General features: G+C 69.4%; 11 protein-coding genes. All 11 read right to left on the bottom strand.

Going from position 1 to position 21,893, the window contains the following annotated elements:
- Positions 1-110: 110 nt before the first annotated feature.
- Positions 111-1,694, bottom strand: a complete 1,584-nt coding sequence (locus tag MANAM107_RS08250) for a SpaH/EbpB family LPXTG-anchored major pilin (protein WP_223907272.1) — start codon at positions 1,692-1,694, stop codon at positions 111-113.
- Positions 1,695-1,843: 149 nt separating this feature from the next.
- On the bottom strand, positions 1,844-4,747 hold the full coding sequence (locus MANAM107_RS08245) for a CshA/CshB family fibrillar adhesin-related protein (RefSeq protein ID WP_223907268.1): 2,904 nt from the start codon (positions 4,745-4,747) through the stop codon (positions 1,844-1,846).
- Positions 4,748-5,150: 403 nt separating this feature from the next.
- The gene (gene tuf, locus MANAM107_RS08240; protein ID WP_179900775.1) at positions 5,151-6,341 is read right to left on the bottom strand and encodes an elongation factor Tu; all 1,191 of its coding nucleotides are present in this window, start codon (positions 6,339-6,341) and stop codon (positions 5,151-5,153) included.
- 193 nt (positions 6,342-6,534) lie between these two features.
- Positions 6,535-8,673, bottom strand: a complete 2,139-nt coding sequence (gene fusA, locus MANAM107_RS08235; protein WP_223907265.1) for an elongation factor G — start codon at positions 8,671-8,673, stop codon at positions 6,535-6,537.
- Between the two features lie 111 nt (positions 8,674-8,784).
- A complete protein-coding gene (gene rpsG / locus MANAM107_RS08230; protein ID WP_179900777.1) occupies positions 8,785-9,255 on the bottom strand; it encodes a 30S ribosomal protein S7 in 471 nt (156 codons plus the stop codon).
- A complete protein-coding gene (gene rpsL / locus MANAM107_RS08225; protein WP_026428007.1) occupies positions 9,255-9,629 on the bottom strand; it encodes a 30S ribosomal protein S12 in 375 nt (124 codons plus the stop codon). Before rpsL ends, rpsG begins: the two co-directional genes overlap by 1 nt.
- Before the next feature lie 476 nt (positions 9,630-10,105).
- Positions 10,106-11,257: a hypothetical protein gene (locus MANAM107_RS08220; protein WP_223907263.1), complete on the bottom strand. Its 1,152-nt coding sequence runs from the start codon at positions 11,255-11,257 to the stop codon at positions 10,106-10,108.
- Between the two features lie 283 nt (positions 11,258-11,540).
- A complete protein-coding gene (locus tag MANAM107_RS08215; RefSeq protein WP_308443617.1) occupies positions 11,541-15,497 on the bottom strand; it encodes a DNA-directed RNA polymerase subunit beta' in 3,957 nt (1,318 codons plus the stop codon).
- Between the two features lie 202 nt (positions 15,498-15,699).
- A complete protein-coding gene (gene rpoB, locus MANAM107_RS08210) occupies positions 15,700-19,221 on the bottom strand; it encodes a DNA-directed RNA polymerase subunit beta (RefSeq protein WP_179900870.1) in 3,522 nt (1,173 codons plus the stop codon).
- Between the two features lie 506 nt (positions 19,222-19,727).
- Positions 19,728-20,717 carry a putative endonuclease domain-containing protein gene (locus MANAM107_RS08205; RefSeq protein ID WP_223907257.1) on the bottom strand — a complete coding sequence of 330 codons (990 nt, stop codon included), beginning with the start codon at positions 20,715-20,717 and terminating at the stop codon, positions 19,728-19,730.
- A 737-nt stretch (positions 20,718-21,454) separates the two neighbouring features.
- A complete protein-coding gene (gene rplL / locus MANAM107_RS08200; protein ID WP_179900889.1) occupies positions 21,455-21,844 on the bottom strand; it encodes a 50S ribosomal protein L7/L12 in 390 nt (129 codons plus the stop codon).
- Positions 21,845-21,893 lie beyond the last annotated feature (49 nt).

Raw genomic sequence — 21,893 nt, 5'->3', positions numbered from 1 at the left:
CGCCAGGATCGGCCCCGGGCCGCTGCCGGCTCAGCACCGTGGTACCGGCCGGCAGCGGCCCGATTCCGGGGTCCTGGGATCCGCAGTGGATCACAGGGGCCCGCAGGGGATCACAGCGTGCTCTGCTTGCGCTCCCGGCGGCGGGAGACCAGGACGGAGCCGATGGCCACCATGAGCAGCGCGGCACCGGAGGCGGTCAGCAGGAGCTTGCCCGAGGCACCCGTGAGGGGCAGGTTGGGCACGGCGTGCTTGGTGTTCTCGATCTTGGTGACAGTGTCGGTGTTCTCACCGGCAGTGACCGTGAACTCGAAGTCCGCATCTGCAGGAATGGTGTAACCGGCCGGGGCCTTGGTCTCCACGACCACATAGCAGCGGTGCGCTGCGTCGGCCTTGTTGTCGCGGCCTGGGGTGGCCACGGAGTCCGAGACGAACAGGCCCGCGATGTTGAGGTTGCCGTCGGGGCCGCTGGTGAAGGTGTCCTGACCGTTGACGGTCAGGGGATTGCCGGTCTTGACAGCAGTGCTGCAGTTGTCGGCGTAGGGCTCCGCAGCGTTGTAGACCTGGAACTCGGCGCCCTGAAGGCCGGTGCCGTCCTCACGCGTGTCCGAGGCGTCGACCTTGCGGATGTTGACGGCGCCCCACTTGGTGTTGACCGGGGGGGTCGTCGGCGGGTTCTCCGGGTCGGCCGGGGGGTTCTCCGGGACCGGAGGCTTGTTGCCGTAACCGGTGTCGGTGATGAGCTGGGCAGTGTTGGAGATGTTCCCGTCGCCCACCGACGTGACCTTGCCGCGGAAGATGGCCTTGAGCTCAGCGCCCTTAGCGTCCTTGAGCTTGTCCAGGCCAGCGGAGGTGAAGTCGAGGTTGACAGTCTGGCCCTCGGTCTTGATCTGGTAGTCAGTGTTGAGGACCAACGCGGTGCCGTTGCTCAGGGTCACCTCGGTAACGCCGACCTCGCTCAGGCGGCCATCCATGGCGTCCTTGATGCGGAAGTACTTGTAGTAGGCGGCGTCATCCAGGGTGGGCAGGGTGGTGGTCACCGGGAAGGTGATGTAGGAGCCCAGCCCGTAACCATTGGTCTGCTGGTCGTCAATGGTCTTGGAGATACTGGCCCGGACGTTCTTGGGGAAGGCGTGGACATCGTAGAGCCACTCACCGCTGGTGGCGTTGGGGTGGGGGATGGTGACAACGAAGGGCTTGGCCTTCTGCACAATGTCACCGGGGGCCTTGGTCTCACAGACGAGGTAGGCCTTGACCGGCATGTTGCTGATCGTGGCCAGACCCTGCTGATCCGTATCCGGTGAGGTCATGCCGGCCCCGAAGGTGTAGCCCGCCAGCGTGGGAGCCGCAGGGTTGGCGCAGGCCGAGTCCGGGATGGCACCGGGCTGGGCCATCTGTGTGATCGCAGGCCAGTCGGTGGACTTCTTCAGGTCCAGCTCCTGGATCGGGTAGGCGGTGAACTGCACGCCGGCGACCGGGGTGCTGCCCTCCTGGGCGCCCTGGTTGTCGGCAGTACCCACGGTGCCGTCGCCCTCAATGTGCTTGTGAATGGTCAGGGAGCCGTTGGCGCTCTCCTTGATGTTGCCGTAGTTGGCGTCCTCGGCAGCAGCCACAGGGCTGAGTCCGAGCAGGCCCACAGCGGCGATCCCGGCTGCGGCAGCAGCCCGGCGCCCCAGGGTGGAGACGGAGGTTGTCATGTCTTGGGATTCCTTTCATCATGCGTCGCCGGGGAAGGCGCGCATCGAGGAGTGAGATGAGGGATCGATATGCCTGTGCCACGGCCCTCCCCCGGCGAGACGGGGAGCGGGTCCGGTGCGCGGCGCCCAGGGGCGCCGGTGGCAGGAGGTCAGTGCTGTGCTTTGCGGCTGCGGTTCCTCCTCACGATTGCGACGGCGAGGGCCAGGCCGCCGAGGACGGCCCCCGCGATGAGGAAGACGTGCGCTCCGCGCCCGCCGGTCAGCGGGATGGAGGGGACAGAGGTCTTGTGGTTGACAAAGGGGTCAGTGAAGGCGTGGTCCCTGGCGGCAGCCGTGATGGTGAAGGTGTGCGAGCTGCGGTCCAGGCGGTAGCCCGCCGGCGCCTCGGACTCCACCAGGCGGTAGGACTGGTCGTTGATGGGCAGGCCGGTCACCCGGAAGGAGCCCTTGGCGGGATCGGAGTCGTAGTAGGCGGCGCCCTCGGGGGCGGGGCAGGCCTGGCCGGCATCGGCCACGCAGTCGGCGATCTCCTCACTGATCCCAGTCCCGGGAGGACCGGTGAGGGTCCAGAAGGAGCCGCCCAGGGCGGAGCCGCCCTCATCGGTCTTCCTCCAGGTCACCGACCCCGAGTCCCGGCGGTTGATGATCCTGCCGTCCTGGATGGCCTCGCCGTCCTGCACCGTGGCGGTCAGGCTGGGCTCGAAGTCCTCCGGCCAGGGAATACAGGCATCGGGCAGATTCCTGGCGTCCACACCGTCAAGGGAGGGGGCCGCAGGATCGAAGCACACGGTGCCCTCGACGGGCGTGTATCCCGGGGGCGCCTGGGACTCGGTCATGGTGTAGACGCCCCACACCCGTCCCTCGACCCTGAAGCTCCCCGGCGCCGGATCCAGATCCATGGGAGTGTCACTCTCCCCGGCCTGGCACTGCCAGGCCTCCACGCAGTCCTCGATCTCCACCGGTGCCGGCAGCCCCGGACCGCTGAGCAGCCACCGACTGCCGCCCAGGGGCGTGACGCCGTCCTCATCGACCTTCTGCCAGGTCAGGGTGGCCGGCTTGGGCAGGTTGATGACCGTGCAGGTCATGCGCTCCGTTCCGGTAATCCTCAGGCTGTCGCCCAGCGTGGGCGCCGGTGCGAAGGACCTGGGCGGCCGCACCGTGCCGCTGGTCTCCAGGCAGGCCCACTCCTCGGCCTCATAGCCGCTGGCCGCCGTCGTCTCCGAGCTCTCGGACAGGGTGTAGGTGCCGCGACCCACCACGGTGATCCCGCTGCGCCCCTCCCCCTGGACCCGGTTGGGGGCGGCCGTGCCCCGCCCTCCCTGGGCGGTCAGCGTCCACGCGGTGGCCGGGAGCAGGGGCAGCTCGCCGGCATAGCTGTCGCCGACCTCCTTGACCAGCTCGATGGTGGGCACCCGCACGGCCACCCGGTAGTCCTCCACCTCACCGGAGGTGGTCGTGCCCGTGGGCTGAAGGTCGCCGTCATCCGCACTCACCCGCACCCGCATGTAGGTCTCAGGCCGGCTGCCCACCTCGCCATCCACCGAGCGCACGACATCCTGAGGCACTGTCCAGCTCAGCGGCACCAGCTGGGGCGCCTCGGGGCAGGCGACCTCATCGCTCTTCTCGGCGGCATCGAAGGCGCCATTGTGGTTCCAGTCGATCCACCCGGCGGCTCGGCCGGGGCCGGTGCAGGTCACCTCCTGGGTGAAGCGCTCACCGGGGGCGGTCTGGATGCCCCCGTTGGGCAGGGCCACGCCGTCCTCGTCATCCGGTGACTGTGCGGTGTCGTCGGCGTCGGCCCTGTCGCTGTACTGGAAGCCGCGCTCGGAATCGATGTGGCTGCCCAGCATCGTGCCGCTTCCCGTCATCGTGGCCGGCTCGGTCTCGGTGAACAGGTCCATGCCCTCACGCTCCAGCTCTCCCCCGTTCCAGGTGGGCTGGAACAGGGAGGAGGCCGTCCCGTAGGAGGCGGGCGCATCCCCGAAGTCCGTGGCGATGACCAGGCCCAGGGCCACGGCGGAGTACCCGCCGCCCTGCATCCGCAGCTCGGCCTCAGTGGCACCCTCCATGAAGACCACGGCCGCCGGACCGCCCACGCCGTTGGGGTAGAGGTAGTCGCCGCCGTTCTGGTAGACGCACTCATCCCCGCTGGGGTTGAGGCGGATGAGCCGGTTCTCCCAGAAGTTCGCGCGGGCCGTCGTCGGGCAGCCCCGGGAGCGCATCCGGTCCAGCAGCCTCCAGCTCACCGGCGTCCCCGGCGAGACCGCCGCCTGCACCCACTCCGCCTGGTGGCCCTGGGGCCCGAAGGACTGGGCGGAGGAGGCCTCGGCGTCGGCGAAGACCAGGCCGTTGAGGGGCACGCTGCGGGTGGTCCCATCCGCGCCGCGCAGCTCGGCCGAGCAGCTGACGGAGAAGCTCACATCGGAGTAGCCGCCCGTGGGGGTCCGGTCCACGCCGTTCTCCCAGTGATGCCGCCCGTCCCAGGTCTTGTTGCCGTTGTAGGCGTAGCCGTTGGCCAGGCCGATGACCATCTGGTTGTGGTTGGTGTAGTCCTGGGGGTAGGTCAGGCCCGGACTCCACGTGGCACTGCCGTTGCGCCATCCGGCTGGGCCGCCGACGTTGTAGAGGTTGTCCAGAACATCGCCCGCCCAGGTGCCGGGGATCGTGGCCACCAGCGGGCCCTGGGCCAGCCACTGCGGGATGACCGAGTTGTCGTGACCGTGGAAGGTCAGGTCCGACAAGGTGCAGGTGGTGATGAGGCTGCCGACCTCACCCATGTCGCGGTAGTTGGTGAAGCTGCGGGTCTGGCCGTAGTTGAGCACCGGCACATTGGGCTTGGACTTGCCGGCGAACTGGGAGTAATCGGCCCACTGCAGCCACTGGATGCTGTCCTTGAAGCGGCCCTCGCCCCCGGTGGCGAAGACGGCGGGCAGGGCGCCGGCGGGGGCGCCGGCGGGGGCCGCCTCCACACGGTTGGGGCTCTGGGCCGCCAGGAGGACGAGGCATGCTGCCAGCAGGCCTGTCAGGCCCTTGAGGAATGAGCGGTGGCTCAATCGCCCGGTCATGAATTCTGCTCCGACGGTGAATAAAAAGTGGTGCGGAGGGCGGGGCATCGCTCCATTGACGCCCAGCAACTCTTTGGTCTGCACCGAAATCTAGCGCACTCGACGGAGTAGAAGACCGATAATTATGGCTCTGCAATCAAAGATGCCCATTCGCGACCGTGAGTATCACGTGGGCATCTCATCCGCATTTCCTTGATCTCGCCACGATCACGGATGCTCGCCGAGGCGGCCCCTGGAGCGCCCGTGTCGTGACCGCGGCGAGACATCAGCGCCCGCGCAGGCAGGAGGCCTGCCCGCAACGACGACGATCCCCCGGGCCCTCGCGGGCCCGGGGGATCCTCATGCGCCGGCCAGTGAGACCGGCAGTGGTCGTGCCGACCGGGTCAGATCATCACTTGATGACCTTGGTGACGCGGCCGGAGCCAACGGTGCGGCCACCCTCACGGATGGCGAAGCCGAGGCCCTCCTCCATGGCGATGGGCTGGATGAGCTGGACGCTCATCTCGGTGGTGTCGCCGGGCATGACCATCTCGGTGCCCTCGGGCAGGGTGATGACGCCGGTGACGTCGGTGGTCCGGAAGTAGAACTGCGGACGGTAGTTCGAGTAGAAGGGGTTGTGGCGGCCGCCCTCGTCCTTGGTCAGGATGTAGACGTGGCCCTCGAACTCGGTGTGCGGGGTGATGGAGCCGGGCTTGCACACGACCTGGCCGCGCTCGACGTCCTCACGACGGGTGCCGCGCAGGAGCAGACCGCAGTTCTCGCCGGCCCAGGCCTCGTCCATCTGCTTGTGGAACATCTCGATACCGGTGACGGTGGTCTTCTGGGCCTCGCGGATACCCAGGATCTCGACCTCGGAGTTGATCGGCAGCTTGCCGCGCTCCACACGGCCGGTCACAACGGTGCCGCGGCCGGTGATGGTGAAGACGTCCTCGATGGGCATGAGGAAGGGCTTGTCCATGTCGCGCTCGGGGGTCGGGATGAACTCGTCGACCGCGTCCATGAGCTCCTTGACCTTGCCGGCCCACTCGGCGTCGCCCTCCAGGGCCTTGAGGGCGGAGACGCGGATGACCGGCGCCTCGTCGCCGTCGTAGTCCTGGGAGGACAGCAGCTCGCGCACCTCCATCTCCACCAGGTCGAGCAGCTCCTCGTCGTCCACCATGTCGGACTTGTTGAGGGCCACGAGCAGGGCGGGCACGCCCACCTGGCGGGCCAGGAGCACGTGCTCACGGGTCTGGGCCATGGGGCCGTCGGTGGCGGCGACCACCAGGATCGCGCCGTCCATCTGGGCGGCACCGGTGATCATGTTCTTGATGTAGTCGGCGTGACCGGGAGCGTCGACGTGCGCGTAGTGGCGCTTGTCGGTCTGGTACTCGACGTGCGCGATGTTGATGGTGATACCGCGCTGACGCTCCTCAGGAGCCTTGTCGATCTCGTCGAAGGGGGTGAACGGGTTCAGCTCGGGGTACTCGTCGTGCAGAACCTTGGAGATGGCGGCGGTCAGCGTCGTCTTACCGTGGTCGACGTGACCGATCGTTCCGATGTTGACGTGCGGCTTGGTCCGCTCGAACTTGGCCTTGGCCACTGGTGCCCTCCTGGGACTCGGGTAGTTCTCTTCGTCGTGATTCGACTAGCACATGCTAACCGCAGCGACGCCGAGAGTCTCTACTGATGGATGTTGGAAATCTTACTGGACTGGCATCCCCGGCCAGCGCGTCAGCGCCTGCCGGGAGGCGCCGGGGCTGATCGCTGAGCGCGAGCAGCCCCGGCAGGGGGCGTCAGACGCCCTTGACCTTGGCGATGATCTCGTCGGCGACGTTCTTGGGAACCTCGGCGTAGGAGTCGAAGGTCATGGAGTAGACGGCGCGGCCCTGCGTCTTGGAGCGCAGGTCGCCGACGTAGCCGAACATCTCCGACAGCGGCACGTTGGCGCGCACCACCTTGACGCCCGCGGCGTCCTCCATCGAGGCGATCATGCCACGACGGGAGTTGAGGTCACCGATGACGTCGCCCATGTACTCCTCGGGGGTGCGCACCTCCACGGCCATCACCGGCTCAAGGAGAACCGGGGAAGCCTTCTTGGCGCCCTCCTTGAAGGCCATGGAACCGGCGATCTTGAAGGCCATCTCGGAGGAGTCGACCTCGTGGTAGGCGCCGTCCACCAGGGTGGCCTTGATGTCCACCATGGGGTAGCCGGCCAGGACACCGGTGAGCATGGAGTCCTGGACACCGGCGTCCACCGAGGGGATGTACTCGCGGGGCACGCGACCACCGGTAACGGCGTTGGCGAACTCGTAGTGAGCGGCCTCGCCCTCGCCGGCCTCGCCCTCCTCGCGGACCAGGGGCTCGAAGATCATCTGAACCTTGGCGAACTGGCCGGAGCCACCGGTCTGCTTCTTGTGGGTGTACTCGACCTTCTCCACCTTCTTGCGGATGGTCTCGCGGTAGGCCACCTGCGGGGCGCCCACATTGGCCTCGACCTTGAACTCGCGGCGCATGCGGTCCACGAAGACATCCAGGTGGAGCTCGCCCATGCCGCCGATGACGGTCTGGCCGGTCTCCTCATCCAGGGCGACAGTGAAGGTCGGGTCCTCCTCGGAGAGCTTCTGGATGGCCACACCCAGCTTCTCCTGGTCGCCCTTGGTCTTGGGCTCGATGGCCACGTGGATGACCGGGTCGGGGAAGGTCATGGACTCCAGGACCACCGGCGCGCTCTGGGCGCACAGGGTGTCACCGGTGGTGACGTCCTTGAGCCCGATGAAGGCGTAGATGTGGCCGGCGTGGGCCTCATCCACCGGGTTCTCCTTGTTGGAGTGCATCTGGAAGAGCTTGCCGATGCGCTCCTTCTTGCCCTTGGTGGCGTTGAGGACCATCTCGCCCTGAGCCACCTTGCCGGAGTAGACGCGCACGTAGACGAGCTTGCCGTAGAAGGGGTGGGTGGCGACCTTGAAGGCCAGGGCGGAGAAGGGGGCCTTCTCGTCGGCCGCGCGGGTGACGACCTCCTCCTCCTTGCCCGGGGCGTGGCCCTCGACATCGGGGACGTCCAGGGGCGAGGGCAGGTAGTCCAGCACGGCGTCGAGCACGGGCTGGATGCCCTTGTTCTTGAAGGCCGAGCCGGCCAGGACCGGGAAGGCCTCACCGGCAACGGTCAGCTTGCGGATGCCGGACTTGAGCTCCTCAACGCTGAGCTCCTCGCCCTCCAGGTACTTCTCCATGAGGGCGTCGTCGGCCTCGGCGACGGTCTCGACGAGCTGGCCGCGCAGCTCCTCGGCCCGGGCCACGAGCTCGGCGGGGATCTCCTCGTACTCCACCACCGAGCCGCGGGTGTCCTTGCCCTCGGCGTCCTTCTCGGGGAAGCGGATGGCCCGCATCTCCAGGACGTCGACCAGGCCGGAGAAGTCGTTCTCGGCGCCGATGGGGAAGTTCAGGACGATCGGGGTGGCGTGGAGGCGGTCGCGGATCGTCTGGACGGAGAAGTCGAAGTCGGCGCCCAGCTTGTCCATCTTGTTGATGTAGCAGATGCGCGGGACGTTGTACTTGTCCGCCTGGCGCCACACGGTCTCGGACTGGGGCTCCACGCCCTCCTTGCCGTCGAAGACCGCCACGGCGCCGTCGAGCACGCGCAGGGAGCGCTCGACCTCGACCGTGAAGTCCACGTGGCCGGGGGTGTCGATGATGTTGATCTGGTTGTTCTTCCAGAAGCAGGTGGTGGCCGCGGAGGTGATGGTGATACCGCGCTCCTGCTCCTGCTCCATCCAGTCCATGGTCGAGGCGCCGTCGTGCGTCTCGCCCAGCTTGTAGTTGATGCCCGTGTAGAACAGGATGCGCTCTGTCACGGTGGTCTTACCGGCATCGATATGGGCCATGATGCCGATGTTGCGGACCTTGGTGAGGTCTGTCAGCACGTCGAGTGCCACGAGTGATGTCCTTCGTTCGTGAGGTCTTGGCGAGTGGGGCGGCTGCGCGGCTGCGCCGTCGGCCCGCAGCAGCGGGGCGGCGGGTCGCGGCCGAGCCGCGAGCGGCCGGTATTACCAGCGGTAGTGGGCGAAGGCCTTGTTGGACTCGGCCATGCGGTGCATGTCCTCGCGGCGCTTGACCGCGGCCCCCAGGCCGTTGGATGCGTCGAGGATCTCGTTCATGAGGCGCTCGGTCATCGTGTTCTCGCGGCGCTGCCGGGAGAAGTCCACCAGCCAGCGCAGGGCCAGGGTGGTGGCGCGGCTGGGGCGGACCTCGACGGGAACCTGGTAGGTGGCGCCACCCACGCGGCGGGAGCGGACCTCCAGGGCGGGGCGGATGTTGTCCAGGGCGCGCTTGAGCACGGAGACCGGGTCCTGGTCCGTCTTGGAGCGCACGCCCTCCAGGGCGCCGTAGACGATCCGCTCAGCGGTGGACTTCTTGCCGTCCAGCAGCACGCGGTTGACCAGCTGGGTGACCACCGGCGAGCCGTAGACCGGGTCGACGGCGAGGGGGCGCTTGGGCGCGGGACCCTTACGAGGCATTACTTCTTCTCCTTCTTGGCGCCGTACTTCGAGCGTGCCTGCTGGCGGCCCTTGACACCCTGGGTGTCCAGGGAGCCGCGCACGATGTGGTAGCGGACACCGGGAAGGTCCTTCACACGACCACCGCGGACGAGCACGATCGAGTGCTCCTGGAGGTTGTGGCCCTCACCGGGGATGTAGGCGGTGACCTCGATCCCGGTGGACAGGCGCACACGGGCGACCTTACGGAGGGCGGAGTTCGGCTTCTTGGGGGTGGTGGTGTACACGCGGGTGCACACACCACGACGCTGCGGGCTGGACTTCAGCGCGGGCGTCTTGGACGCCGTGCGCTTGGTCGAGCGGCCCTTGCGGACCAACTGCTGAATCGTGGGCACTATGGATTCTCCATCTTGACGTGCATGGACGTACTGTGCTGCCCGCGCTGCGCCCCGCCCTCCCGCCTGACGGCGCACGTTGCCGCGGGGAGGGCCGGCCCGCCACGCCCCAGGAGGGGCGGCGTCCGGAGCCCCGCGCAAGGGGCCCGTCGGTTCCCGCCGCGGCAGACCCGCGTGACCGCGATCCGGTGATCCGCGGCTGGGAACGGAATGAAGAGCGGTGACCGGCGTGCGGGCACCGCGGGCAATGCTACGGCCATGGCCTCACGCAGCACCAGGGCTGCGGGCGGCTGAGCCCCGTGAGACTGCGCACGTGCGGGAGGGAGGCGGCCAGGCGCAGCGGCGGGGGCGCGCTCCGGACACCGATCGCGCCTCAGGGCGCGAAATGCGAGTGCGGGGTGCAGAAGGCGAGTGCGGGGTACTCGCCTTCTGCACCCCGCACTCGCATTCTGCAGTGGTGCCGCCGGTGAGTGCTACTACTCCCCCTGCTCGCCGGAGCCGGGATCCTCCGCGGGCGCGGTGACCTGGTCGGCGCCCCGCAGGATGCCGATGAGCTCCTCGCGCCAGGGCACCTCGATGCCCACCGACTCCACCTGGCCCAGGAGCGCATCGATCTGGTCGGGGTCGACCTGCCCCGTGACCTCATGGGCCTCGGCCAGGGTGCGGTCCTTGAGGATCTGGCCGCCGTAGTAGCCGCCCGCGGCCACGGCCCCCAGGGGCAGGAAGAAGGCGCCGAGCATGAGGGCAATGGCGGCGGTCTTGGGCTTGGAGCGCGAGACGGCCACCAGGCTCGTGATGACGGTGAGGAAGGCCAGGACGGCGCCGCCGACGATCGCGCCGGCGGCGACCTGGTCGAGACTGCTGGTGTCCCCCTGGGCCAGGTCGAAGACGTGGAGGGAGACGAGCAGGGTGTAGGTCCCCCAGCCCAGCAGGGCGAGAGTGGCCAGGAGCATGAGGACGCCCAGTGGCAGGGCGAGGGTGCGCCGTCGCTGCGGGGGCCGGGGAAGCCTCACCGGTGGGGTGGCCGGCTCCACCGGCTCGGGGCGCCGGTGGGCAGGAGCCGGCTGGGATGCGGGTGGAGGGGCGAACCGGGGCTGTGACTGCCAGGCCGACTCGGGCGGGGTCTGGGTGGGCCGGAGGTGGGCGGGCATGACCGTGGTGCGCTGGGGGGTGCGCTGGGGCGTTCCGGGCGCTGCGGGGCGACCGGCCGCGGGCATGACCGAGGTGTGGGCCACCCCTGCCGGGAAGGCCGAGGTGGGGTCGGCAGAGCCCGGGAAGGCCTCGGTGTACTGGCCCTCGTACCCGGCCTGCTCGGCATAGGCCTCATAGCCCTGCCCCGCCCCTGCCGGGAAGGCCGAGGTGGGGTCGGCAGAGCCGGGGAAGGCCTCGGTGTGCAGGGCACCGGCGGGCAGGGCCGTGGTGGGGTCGGCCGAGCCCGGGAAGGCCTCGGTGTACTGGCCCTCGTACCCGGCCTGCTCGGCATAGGCCCCATAGCCCTGCCCTCCCCCGGGCACGGGGAAGGCCGAGGTCTCATCGGCTGAGTCGAAGGCCTGGGTGGTCGGCTCGGCGGCCATGGCCGGGGTTGAGGATGAGGCGGGCGGCTGTCCTGGACGTGAGGGCAGGGGCACGGCGATGACTCCTCCAGAGGCGGTCGGGGCGGCCGACGGCGGGCGCCGGCCTCCCCCGAGAGCCTACGTGCTCCTGGCGGGCCGGCGGCATCCTCCCGCCGGGCTCCGCCATGGGCAGACAGGCCCCGCCCACCCGACTCCCAATGCGGAGGCCGGGCCGGCCGAGGCCCCCACCCGCGATGGCCGCACCACCCGGGCATCGACAGGTATGGCTCTGGCGGCCACCCGTGGGGCGGCCGCCAGAGCCATGGGGCACCGGTGCCGGAGGACCGGCCTCAGCGGCTCAGAACTCGAAGTCCTCGCTACTGGTGAAGCCGGGGCGCAGGTCCTCGGAGAAGTCCGCGCGCATGTCGCCGCCACCGAAGTGGAAGTCGTCCAGGGCCACCGCCTCGCCGAAGGCGCCGTCGTTGAAGCCCGTGCGCGAGAACACCTCGGCCTTGACCTCCTCGGTGGGCTCCACCTCGATGTCGGCGTAGCGGGCCAGGCCCGTGCCGGCGGGGATGAGCTTGCCCAGGATGACGTTCTCCTTCAGGCCCAGCAGCGGGTCGCTCTTGCCGTTCATGGCGGCCTCGGTGAGCACGCGCGTGGTCTCCTGGAAGGAGGCGGCGCTCAGCCAGGAGTCCGTGGCCAGGGAGGCCTTGGTGATGCCCATGAGCTCGGTGCGGCCCGTGGCGGTCTTGCCGCCCTCGGCCATGACGCGGCGGTTCTCCTTGCGGTAGTGCATGACGTCGACCAGGTCGCCCTGGAGCAGGCGGGTGTCCCCGGAGTCCAGCACGGTGACGCGGCGCAGCATCTGGCGCACGATCACCTCGATGTGCTTGGAGTGGATGTCCACGCCCTGGGAGCGGTAGACCTCCTGGACCTCCTCCACCAAATGGCGCTGGGTGGCGGCCACCGAGCGCAGGCGCAGGACCTTCTTGGGGTCCACCGGGCCCTCGGTGAGGGCCTGGCCCGGCTCCACATGGTCGCCGTCGGCCACCAGCAGGCGCTGGCGCCGGGAGACGGGCACCACCACGTCCTCCTCGCCGTCGTCGCGCTTGATGACCAGGCGCTTGCCGTCGGCGTCGTCCTCGACGGCCAGAGTCCCGGCGGCCTCGGCCACGGCGGCCTCGCCCTTGGGAGTGCGGGCCTCGAAGAGCTCCTGGACACGGGGAAGACCCTGGGTGATGTCGGCGGCGCCCGCGGCACCACCGGTGTGGAAGGTGCGCATGGTCAGCTGGGTGCCGGGCTCACCGATGGACTGGGCGGCGATGATGCCCACGGCCTCACCGATGTCCACGCGCTTGCCGGTGGCCAGGGAGCGGCCGTAGCAGGCGGCACAGGTGCCCACCTCCGAGTCGCAGGTGAGCACGGAGCGCACCGTGATCTCCTCGACCCCGGCGTCGATGGCGGCGCGGATCTCCGCATCACCCAGGTCGGTGCCGGCCTCGACGATGACCTCGCCGCTGTCATCAACGATGTTGCGGGCCAGGGTGGTGCCGAAGACGGTGGTGCCCAGGATCTCGTTGGGCTCCTTGAATCGCTCGCCGCCGGCCTCCACCCAGGAGAAGATCCGCTTGGTCAGGCCCTTGCGGGTCCCGCAGTCGTCCTCGCGCACGATGACGTCCTGGGAGACATCCACCAGGCGCCGGGTGAGGTAGCCCGAGTCCGCGGTGCGCAGGGCCGTGTCGGCCAGGCCCTTGCGGGCGCCGTGCGTGGCGATGAAGTACTCCAGGACGCTCAGGCCCTCGCGGTAGTTGGACTTGATCGGCCGGTCGATGAGGCGCTGGCGGGGGTCGGCCACCAGGCCGCGCATGCCGGCGAGCTGGCGGATCTGGTCCCAGTTGCCTCGCGCCCCCGAGACCACCATCTGGTAGACGGTGTTGCGCTCGGGGAAGTTCTCCCGCATCGCGTCGGCGACCTCGGCGGTGGCCTTGGTCCAGATGTCGATGAGGGAGGCGTAGCGGTCCTCCTCGGTCAGGGCGCCCAACTCGAACTGGTCCTCGATCTCGGCGGCCTCGGCCTCGTAGCGGGCCAGGATCTCCGGCTTGGAGGCCGGGGAGACGACGTCGGCGAAGGCCACGGTGATGCCCGACCAGGTCGACCAGTAGAAGCCGGCGGCCTTGAGGGCGTCCAGGGAGGCGGCCACGTCCACACGCGGGTAGTTCTCCGCCAGGGCGTTGACGATGTTGCCCAGGGCCTTCTTGTCCACCACGTAGTTGACATAGGGGAAGGACTCGGGCAGGGCGGTGTTGAACAGGGCCCGGCCCAGGGAGGTGCGCAGGGTGATCGGGTCGCCCTCCTGGTGGCCCTCGGGGGCCTGCCAGCCCTCGGGCGCCACGATGCCCTCCTCGAAGCGGATGTCGCAGGCGGCGTTGACGTGCAGCTTGCCGAAGTCGTAGGCCATGACGGCCTCGGCGAAGGAGGAGAAGGAGGGCACGACCGGCTCACCGGCGGCGTCCCGCTCCACCTCCACGGCCGGGTCCGGCTCGCTGGTGAGGTAGTAGGTGCCGATGATCATGTCCTGGCTGGGCATGGTCACCGGGCGCCCGTCGGAGGGCTTGAGGATGTTGTTGGAGGAGAGCATGAGGATGCGCGCCTCCGCGGCGGCCTCCGCGCCCAGCGGCAGGTGGACGGCCATCTGGTCGCCGTCGAAGTCGGCGTTGAAGGCGCCGCACACCAGGGGGTGGAGCTGAATGGCCTTGCCCTCGATGAGCTGGGGCTCGAAGGCCTGGATGCCCAGGCGGTGCAGGGTGGGGGCGCGGTTGAGCAGCACGGGGTGCTCGCGGATGACCTCGGCCAGCACGTCCCAGACCTTGGGGTTGGCGCGCTCGACCATCCTCTTGGCGGCCTTGACGTTCTGGGCCTCCTTGAGCTCGACCAGGCGCTTCATGACGAAGGGCTTGAACAGCTCCAGGGCCATCTGGCTGGGCAGCCCGCACTGGTGGAGGGCCAGCTGGGGGCCCACCACGATGACCGAGCGGCCCGAGTAGTCCACGCGCTTGCCCAGCAGGTTCTGGCGGAAGCGGCCCTGCTTGCCCTTGAGCATGTCGGACAGGGACTTCAGCGGGCGGTTGCCCACGCCGGTGACCGGGCGGCCGCGGCGGCCGTTGTCGAACAGGGCGTCCACGGCGTCCTGGAGCATGCGCTTCTCGTTGTTGACGATGATCGTCGGCGCACCCAGGTCCATCAGCCGCTTGAGGCGGTTGTTGCGGTTGATGACGCGGCGGTAGAGGTCGTTGAGGTCGGAGGTGGCGAAGCGGCCGCCGTCGAGCTGGACCATGGGGCGCAGGTCCGGCGGGATGACCGGGATGTTGTCCAGGACCATCGACTCCGGGGCGGTGCCCGTCAGGCGGAAGGCGTTGACCACCTTGAGGCGCTTGATGGCACGGGTCTTGCGCTGGCCGGTGCCGGTCTCCACGATCTCGGCCAGGGTGGCGGCCTCGGCCTCCAGGTCGAAGTTGCGCAGGCGCGCCTGGATGGCCTCGGCGCCCATGGCGCCCTTGAAGTAGATGCCGTAGTCGGCAACCATGTCGCGGTAGAGCACCTCGTCGCCCTCCAGGTCACCGACCTTGAGGGACACGAAGCGGTCCCACACCTTGTCCATGTGCTCCAGGGTGCGCTGGGTCTTGCGGCGCAGGGCTGTCATCTCCCGCTCGGCGGTCTTGCGCAGCTTCTCGCGCTGGGCGTTGTCCGCGCCCTCGGCCTCCAGCTGGGCCAGATCGGACTCCAGGCGCTGCTGGCGGGCCTCGACGTCGGCCAGCCCGGCCTCCTCGACGTGCTTCTTCTTGACCTCCAGCTCGTTGCGCAGGGAGGGAAGGTCGTCGTGGCGGCCCTCCTCATCGACCTCGGTGACCATGTAGGCCGCGAAGTAGATGACCTTCTCCAGGTCCTTGGGGGCCAGGTTGAGCAGGTAGCCCAGACGCGAGGGCACGCCCTTGAAGTACCAGATGTGGGTCACGGGCGCGGCCAGCTTGATGTGGGCCATCCGCTCGCGGCGCACCTTGGAGCGGGTGACCTCCACGCCGCAGCGCTCGCAGACGATGCCCTTGTAGCGCACCCGCTTGTACTTGCCGCAGGCGCACTCCCAGTCGCGGGTGGGGCCGAAGATCTTCTCGCAGAAGAGTCCGTCCTTCTCCGGCTTGAGGGTGCGGTAGTTGATGGTCTCGGGCTTCTTGACCTCGCCGTGCGACCAGGAGCGGATGTCCTCCGCGGTGGCGAGGCCGAGCTGGATCCTGTCGAAGACGTTGGCGTCGAGCACAGTTCCTACTTCCGATGGTTCAGTCATCAGGTGGTGTGGTGGGGGCGCTCCGTCGTCGTTGTTCCAGGACGACGACGGTGCCCGGTGGTCCGGGAGGATGGGGGCGGCGCGGGCGCCGGTGCCGGCAGGCCCAGTGCCTGCGCCGCCCCCGGTCCTCAACCGGGACCCGTGATGGAGTTGTCGGTGCTAGCCGCGACCCGTCTCAGATCTCATCGACCGTGGAGGCGATGGCCCCGCCCGGGCGGCGGCCCAGGTCGAAGCCCAGCTCCTCGACGGCGCGGTGGGAGTCCTCGTCGTTGTCGTCCAGGCCGATCGCGTGCCCCTCGGCGTCCAGTGCCTCCACATTCAGGCACAGGGACTGCATCTCCTTCATGAGCACCTTGAAGGACTCGGGGATGCCGGGCTCAGGGATGTCATCGCCCTTGACGATGGCCTCGTAGACCTTGACGCGGCCGTTGACGTCGTCGGACTTGACGGTGAGCAGCTCCTGGAGGGCGTGGGCGGCGCCATAGGCCTCCATGGCCCACACCTCCATCTCGCCGAAGCGCTGGCCGCCGAACTGCGCCTTACCGCCCAGCGGCTGCTGGGTGATCATCGAGTAGGGGCCGGTGGAGCGGGCGTGGATCTTGTCGTCCACCAGGTGGTGGAGCTTGAGGATGTACATGTAGCCCACCGAGATGGGGTACGGGAAGGGCTCCCCGGAGCGGCCGTCGAACAGGCGGGCCTTGCCGTCGGGCTGGACGAGCTGGAGGCCGTCCTCCCCCGGGAGGGTGGAGTCCAGCAGCCCCATGAGCTCGTCGTCGCGCACGCCGTCGAAGACCGGGGTGGCCACGGGGGTGCGGGGCTCGGCGGTGATGCCGTTCTCCGGCAGGCGCAGGGTCCACTCCTCGCCGGCCTCGCGGGCGGCACTGGCATCCCAGCCGCGGGAGGCCACCCATCCCAGGTGCAGCTCCAGGACCTGGCCCACGTTCATGCGGCTGGGCACGCCCAGGGGGTTGAGGATGACGTCCACCGGGGTGCCGTCGGCCAGGAAGGGCATGTCCTCCACCGGCAGGATCTTGGAGATGACGCCCTTGTTGCCGTGGCGGCCCGAGAGCTTGTCGCCCACCGTGATCTTGCGCCGCTGGGCGATGTAGACGCGCACCATGCGGTTGACGCCCGCGGGCAGCTCGGCGTCGTCGGAGGCGGCGTCGATCTCGCGCACGCCGGTGACGATGCCGTACTCGCCGTGGGGCACACGCAGGGAGGTGTCGCGCACCTCGCGGGCCTTCTCCCCGAAGATCGCGCGCAGCAGGCGCTCCTCGCTGGTCAGCTCGGTCTCCCCCTTGGGGGTCACCTTGCCCACGAGGATGTCGCCGCTGCGGACCTCGGCGCCGATGCGGATGATGCCGCGCTCATCGAGGTTGGCCAGGGTCTCCTCGCTGACATTGGGGATGTCGCGGGTGATCTCCTCGGCGCCCAGCTTGGTGTCGCGGGCGTCGACCTCGTGCTCCTCGATGTGGATCGAGGTGAGCATGTCCTCGGCCACCACCCTCTGGGAGATGATGATGGCGTCCTCGTAGTTCAGTCCCTCCCAGGTCATGAAGGCCACGAGCAGGTTCTGGCCCAGGGCCAGGTCCCCGCCCTCGGTGGCCGGGCCGTCGGCCAGGACGCTGCCCACCTCCACGCGCTCGCCCTCGGTGGAGACCACGCGCTGGTTGTAGCAGTTGCCCTGGTTGGAGCGTCGGAACTTGGCGACCTTGTAGACGGTCTCGGTGGCGTCGTCGTTGGCCACGCGCACGAAGTCGGCGCACACCTCGGTGACCACGCCGGCCTTCTCGGCCACCAGCACATCCCCGGCGTCCACAGCCGTGCGGCGCTCCATGCCCGTGCCCACCAGGGGCGCATCGGGGCGGATGAGCGGCACGGCCTGGCGCTGCATGTTGGCGCCCATGAGGGCCCGGTTGGCGTCGTCGTGCTCCAGGAAAGGGATGAGCGAGGTGCCCACCGAGACCATCTGGCGCGGGGAGACGTCCATGAGGTCGACCTGGCTGGAGGGCACCAGCGCGGGCTCGCCGCCGGTGACCCGGCACAGGACGTGGTCCTCGGCGAAGCGGCCGTCCTCGGTGAGGGTGACGTTGGCCTGGGCGATGACGTGGCGGTCCTCGTCGTCGGCCGTCAGGTAGTGGGTCTCATCGGTGACCTGGCCGTCCTTGACCACCCGGTAGGGGGTCTCCACGAAGCCGAAGGGGTTGATGCGCCCGAAGGTGGCCAGCGAGCCGATGAGGCCGATGTTGGGGCCCTCGGGGGACTCGATGGGGCACATGCGCCCGTAGTGGGAGGTGTGGACGTCGCGGACCTCCATGGAGGCGCGCTCGCGCGACAGGCCTCCGGGGCCCAGGGCGCTCAGGCGTCGCTTGTGGGTCAGGCCCGCCAGCGGGTTGTTCTGGTCCATAAACTGCGAGAGCTGGGAGGTTCCGAAGAACTCCTTGATCGCAGCGGTCACCGGGCGGATGTTGATGAGCGTGTTGGGGGTGATGGCCTCGACATCCTGGGTGGTCATGCGCTCGCGCACCTGGCGCTCCATGCGGCTCATGCCCGTGCGCACCTGCGCCTGGATGAGCTCGCCCACCGCGCGGATGCGGCGGTTGCCCAGGTGGTCGATGTCGTCGTACTCCACGGCGATCTGGGTGATCTCGCCGTCGCGCACGCCCTCGACGCTCTCGGCGCCGGCGTGCAGGGCCAGGAGGTACTTCAGGGCCGCGACGATGTCCTCGATGCGCAGCACCGAGTCGCTCAGGTCGGTGACCAGGCCCAGCTTCTTGTTGATCTTGTAGCGGCCGACCTTGGCCAGGTCGTAGCGCTTGGGGTTGAAGTAGAAGTTCTCCAGCAGGGTGCGGCCGGCCTCGACGCTGGGCGGCTCACCGGGGCGGATCTTCTTGTAGATGTCCAGCAGGGCCTCGTCCTGGGTGGTGACCTTGCGGTCCTCGTCCAGGGCGGAGGTCAGCGCCGGGTAGCCCTCGAACTCCTTGCGGATCTCGGCCTCATCCATGCCCAAGGCCAGGAGGAAGACGGTGACGTCCTGCTTGCGCTTGCGGTCGATGCGCACCGCGACGCGGTCGGACTTGTCGATCTCGAACTCGAGCCAGGCCCCGCGCGAGGGGATGAACTTGACGTTGTAGACGAACTTGTCCGTGGTCTTCTCGGTGGTGCGCTCGAAGTACACCCCCGGGGAGCGCACCAGCTGGGAGACCACGACGCGCTCGGAGCCGTTGACGATGAAGGTGCCGCGCTCAGTCATGAGCGGGAAGTCGCCCATGAACACGGTCTGGGACTTGATCTCGCCGGTGGAGAAGTTCTCGAAGTCGGCCACCACGTACAGGGGGGCCGCGTAGGTGAGGTCCTTCTCCTGGCACTCCTCGGCCGTGTACTTCGGCTCCTCGAAGCGGTGGTCGTGGAAGGACAGGGCCATGGTCTCCGCGAAGTCCTCGATCGGGGAGATCTCGTCGAAGATCTCCTCCAGGCCCGAGGTCTCCGGCAGCGAGCCGGGGCGCTCCTTGTTGGCGGCGGTGACACGCTCCCGCCACTTCTCGTTACCGACGAGCCAGTCGAAGCTCTCGGTCTGGAGGGCGAGGAGGTTGGGAGCCTGCATGGGCTCCGCGATCTTCGCAAAATTGATACGGCGTGACGCTGTGCGAGCGGCGATGTCAGCAGCGGTAGGTGCAGAGGTGCGCGAGGCAGCCAAAGGGGATCCTTCCCTCAGATCGGGGATCACTCTTCGTACACTGGGTGCGGGCCCCGGCGGAGTGCCTCACCGGGGCGGCTGGGCCCCGGGCTTGGACACACCACTGGCGCTAGTACACACAATGGACGCAAAGCGCTAGCGTACACGCCCGCCCCACAGGTAGCCATGCCCAGCAGCACCCGCTTCTTGCGATTCCCACCACAGTCGCGCATACTGCCCCACGCTCACGCCCCCGGCGGGCCGCATCCCGTCCAGAGCGTCCCGGCGCCGCTGGGCTCCTGGCGATGAGCGGGACCGGCCGGGCGCAAGAAGAGCGTCACTTGGCGGAAAGTGCGTCGCTTCGCGGAAAAGGCGACACCTGCAAGGTACGTCCATTCCGCCAGGCGACGCCCAAGTCGCCACGTGACGCCGATCCTGCGGCCGCCGGGCCTCGACGACGCACCCACCCGGCGACCGCCGACCCGCCCGTGCGCCGGGCGCACCCGGGTCCCTCCCACGGCTCAGGCTCACAGCAGGACCGGCCCCTCGGAGTGCGAGCCCCACAGTCCCGCGCCGCGCAGGAGGGGGTCGGGCCTCAGCCCAGCCAGCACCGGGGCGGGGAAGAGGGCCAGGATGCGGCCGGCCAGGGCGCGCAGGTCGCGCAGGTCCTCGGTGGGGATGCGCAGCATGGTCCAGCCCTGGGCGTGGATGTCGTCCTGGCGGAGCTTCTCGTCGTAGAGGTCCTGCGGCGCCTGGTACTTCATGCGGCCGTCCACCTCCAGCACGATCCGCAGGCCGGGCCAGCTCAGGTCCAGGTACCTGGTGCCGCGGCGGCCCTCCACGGGGTGCTGGAGCTCGGGCGCCGGCAGGCCCAGGGCCAGCACGAGCCACCGCACCAGGCTCTCGGCGGGTGACTCCGACCACGGGCTGGCGGCGGCCAGAATCGCCCGAGCCCGCCGGATGCCATGCCTGCCGGCGCTCGCCTCGATCATCCGCTGCCAGGCTGCTCGGGCCTGCGCCAAGGGCGCCTCGCACTCGCCGGGACGCCACGCGCAGGGGTCGCAGACCAGGCGCAGGGCGGAGTCGGCGATGCACAGGGCGTTGTGGGCCGACTCGTCGCAGGCGCAGTCGAAGGCGGTGCGCAGCGCGGTGGTCACCGGCAGGCCCGCCACCTCGATGATGTCCTCGTCGGGCACGTCCAGGCGCTTGCGGCACAGGCGGACCCGCTGCACTCCTGTGGCCGACCCGCCCGGGGCCGGGGTGGGCGGGCCCGTGCGGGGGTAGTGGACGGCGGGCAGGCGCGTGGCAGTACGGCGGGGCCGGCTCGCCGTGGCGAGGTGGACATCGGGCTCCTGGCTCCACATCCCCAGCCCCAGCACGAGTGCTGCGGAACTGTGAGTCAGGCACCGGGCGGCCGGCGCCCGCTGCAGCGCCGCGATGGCGCGCGCCAGCGAGACCACGGTGCGCTGCTCCCATGGGGCGAGGTCGGGGCTGGTCACCAGGGAATAGCCACGCATGATGGGCAGCTCGTTCGTGCGCCGCGAGTGGGCGGGGCCACCGCGGCCGTGCCTGACGAGACGGACGCGGAGCCTGGGGGACATGGGGTAGTGCGTTGCGGGAGTCATGACCGGAGTGTGCGGCGGGCGGGCGGGGATGTCGCGCCCTGCAGGGGCTGCCTGTGGACAGCGGGGCTCTCTGCGCACTTCTCCACACCTGAGGTGCACGGCTCTGGCCGGAATGGCGCCATGGCCGTGCTTCAGCCGAGCGGGACCAACATGCGAGGCACCGCCACTGCGACTCCGGCTCCCGGTCCCGGGCTCCCGACTGCTCCCCCGTCCCGACGACGTGCCCGCCCGGCGACCGCCGGCCGGCCCCGACCAGAGCGCGACCGCCGTCGTCGGGAGGGGGCCGGGAGGCAGTGGGCAGAGACGGGAGCGGGTGCGGGGAGGCATCGCAGGGCGGGCCGGTGCGCCGTCGTCGGGAGGATGCGGGGCCGGCCGGGCGCAAGAAGAGCGTCACTTGGCGGAAAGTGCGTCGCTTCGCGGAAAAGGCGACACCTGCAAGGTACGTCCATTCCGCCAGGCGACGCCCAAGTCGCCACGTGACGCCCAACCTGCGGCCCCCGGCACGCCCCGACACCCCCGGGCCCAGGAACGCGACGTGGCCCCGCCCACCGCAGGGGTGGACGGGGCCACGTGGAAGCAGTCCCCCGGCGCGGCACCGGCAACTACCGGGCGCCACGCCGGGGCGGGACTCACTTGAGGGTGACGGTGGCGCCGGCGCCCTCGAGCTGCTCCTTGGCCTTCTCGGCGGCCTCCTTGTTGGCGCCCTCCAGGACGGCCTTGGGGGCGCCGTCGACCAGCTCCTTGGCCTCCTTCAGGCCGAGGGAGGTCAGGGCGCGCACCTCCTTGATGACCTGGATCTTCTTGTCGCCGGCGGCCTCGAGGATGACGTCGAACTCGTCCTTCTCCTCAGCGGCGGCCTCGCCACCGGCGGCGCCGGGGGCGGCGGCCACGGCCACGGCGGCCGGGGCGGCGGCGGTGACGTCGAAGGTCTCCTCGAAGGCCTTGACGAACTCGGAGAGCTCGATGAGGGTGAGCTCCTTGAACTGCTCGATGAGCTCTTCAGTGGTCAGCTTCGCCATGATGGGCGTTCCTTCCTGGTGTGGTTCCTGCGCGTGCAGGGGTGGTGGA

This window comes from Actinomyces capricornis (assembly GCF_019974135.1).
Taxonomy (GTDB): Bacteria; Actinomycetota; Actinomycetes; order Actinomycetales; family Actinomycetaceae; genus Actinomyces; species Actinomyces capricornis.
The sequence above is the reverse complement of the archived record's forward strand: the minus strand, read 5'-3'. Positions and strand labels throughout refer to the sequence as shown.

Bases quoted from the DNA above. Each gene is read 5' to 3' on its own strand.
- MANAM107_RS08205 (WP_223907257.1), bottom strand. From the start codon at position 20,717: ATGCGTGGCTATTCCCTGGTGACCAGCCCCGACCTCGCCCCATGGGAG.
- rplL (WP_179900889.1), bottom strand. From the start codon at position 21,844: ATGGCGAAGCTGACCACTGAAGAGCTCATCGAGCAGTTCAAGGAGCTC.
- MANAM107_RS08250 (WP_223907272.1), bottom strand. From the start codon at position 1,694: ATGACAACCTCCGTCTCCACCCTGGGGCGCCGGGCTGCTGCCGCAGCC.
- rpsG (WP_179900777.1), bottom strand. From the start codon at position 9,255: ATGCCTCGTAAGGGTCCCGCGCCCAAGCGCCCCCTCGCCGTCGACCCG.